We start from the raw sequence: 2,178 nt of genomic DNA on the forward strand, positions 1-2,178 counted from the left end.
TCCAGGCCCGCTGGATCGAGAAGACCTATGAGAATGGCGCGCTCGTTCGGGCGCAGCGTTTCACGGGCAATTTCACAATCATCACCCAGCCGCCGACGGATGCAGAGACCCTGCGCGCCAATCCCCTCGGCCTTTATGTCCATGCCCTGAACTGGGGTCAGGACCTCGTTACAGGAGAATGATCCCCATGCTTCGTATCCTCACCGCCGCTTCCGCCATGGCCTTGCTCTCGGCCTGCGCCACCACTGAGCTCGAACCCATCGACGCCAGCGCCTTTGTCGCGGCCAAGCCCATCGAGGACAGGACCGACTATCCGGTCGAGATCGTCGAGACCGCCGTGGCGCTTCCGCTGCCCGGCCAGATGATGCCGGTCGGTGCGCGCGTCACCACCAATCCCGATGGCAGCGTGACACGGACCTATACGAGAACCGTCAGCGCGCCATCCGTTTCTCCCACTGAGGCGATCCGGCAGGGCCGCACCAGCGCGCTGATCGAGCCTTCGGTTGATGGCTATGTGAACGCCATCCAAGTCTATCCCTATACCGAAGGCGCGCTCTACCGCCTCTATGCCAGCCCCGGCCAGGTCAGCGACATTGCCTTGCAGCCCGGCGAGGAGCTGGTCTCAGTCTCGGCGGGCGACACGGTGCGCTGGGTCGTCGGCGACACGATTTCAGGCTCGGGCGCAACGGCCCGCGCCCATGTTCTGGTCAAACCGATCTCCTCCGGCATCCGCACTAATCTGATGATCGCCACGGACCGGCGAACCTATCATCTGGAGCTCGAAAGCACCGAGGGCGGCTATATGGCCGCTCTGTCCTGGCGCTATCCGGCGGATGAACTGGCAGGCCTGACGGCCCGCAATGAGCGCGCCCTCGCACGGGACGCGGGAAGCATTGAGCGCGGCCTGACACTCGAAGGCCTGAACTTTGACTACCGCATGACAGGCGACAGCCCCGACTGGAAACCCGTCCGGGTCTTCGATGATGGACGGCAGGTGTTCATCCAGATGCCGGAGGACATTACCACGACCGAGATGCCGCCGCTCTTCGTTCTTGGTGCGGATGGTGACGCCGAACTCGTGAACTACCGGGTGCGCGGAAATTATTATGTCGTGGACCGGCTGTTCCGTGCGGCCGAACTGCGCCTGGGCGAGCGCAACCAGACCGTCGTGCGCATCACCCGCACTGAGCGTCGCTCGCCGCTCGCTGGCCTGTTCGGGAACTGAAGCATATGTCTGAGCCCATTCCCTTTGACGAGCATGCCGAGCGACTGAAGATCCGCTCCAGCCCGAAGCCGGTCACGCGGATCAACCGCAAAGTGCTTATGGTGGGCGCAGGGCTTGGCGTGCTCGGCCTGTTCGCGGCGATGAGCGTTGCCCTCAAACCGCCGACCGCCGTCGACCCGGACGCGAGGCGCGAGCTTTACAACACGACTAACACAAGAAAGCCCGAAGGTCTCTCAACGCTGCCGGCAAGCTATAGTGATCTCAGACCTGACGCCGAACCCATGACGCGTCTTGGCCCACCGCTCTCCGGCGATCTCGGCGCGACTATGCTGCGCGCTGAACGCGACCTTGGAATCGAACCGGAATATGTCACCCGGTTCGAGGACGACTTCCGCCCGAACCCCGCCGACGAGGCCGAACGCGCAAGGCGCATGCGCGAAGCGGCTCTCGCCGATGAAGCGGCCCGCGCGCCGGTCTTCTTCCGGCTTCAATCTGAAACTGGCGGCCAGACCATTGCCGATGCCAGACCCTCCTATCGAGACCCAGCATTTGATTTCGGATCGGAGCTTCTGGCACTCGCCGCTCTGCCGCAAGGCGCACCGTCTGCGTTCGGCCAACCCGCCGATACCAATCTCCAGTCCCGCAAGCTCGCTTTCGCAAGCGAAGGCGCAAGCAGCGACATCTACAACCCTCATGGCGTCGAAGACCCGGCCTCGCCTTATCAGGTCATGGCGGGCACGCTGATCCCGGCCTCGCTTGTCACCGGCATCAACTCAGACCTGCCCGGCACGATCGTCGCGCAGGTCACCCAGCCGGTCTACGATACCGTGACCGGCCAATACCTTCTCATCCCGCAGGGCTCACGCCTCATCGGGCGCTACCAGTCCGAAGTCTCATTCGGGCAGGACCGGGCGCTCGTGACCTGGGACCGGATCATCTTCCCCGACGGGTCC

3 protein-coding genes are annotated in these 2,178 nt (G+C 63.9%); all 3 read left to right on the forward strand.

The features are described from left to right. The coding region (locus HY26_RS17165; RefSeq protein ID WP_255567050.1) for a VirB8/TrbF family protein at positions 1-182 on the forward strand (182 nt) is incomplete at its 5' end. Between the two features lie 5 nt (positions 183-187). Then, a complete protein-coding gene (gene trbG / locus HY26_RS17170) occupies positions 188-1,225 on the forward strand; it encodes a P-type conjugative transfer protein TrbG (RefSeq protein WP_112074216.1) in 1,038 nt (345 codons plus the stop codon). Between the two features lie 5 nt (positions 1,226-1,230). Next, positions 1,231-2,178 (forward strand): TrbI/VirB10 family protein (locus HY26_RS17175; protein WP_112074217.1); only part of this gene is annotated, 948 nt, incomplete at its 3' end.

Source organism: Hyphomonas sp. GM-8P (genome assembly GCF_003263315.1).
Lineage (GTDB): Bacteria > Pseudomonadota > Alphaproteobacteria > Caulobacterales > Hyphomonadaceae > Hyphomonas.

Bases quoted from the DNA above. Each gene is read 5' to 3' on its own strand.
- trbG (WP_112074216.1), top strand. From the start codon at position 188: ATGCTTCGTATCCTCACCGCCGCTTCCGCCATGGCCTTGCTCTCGGCC.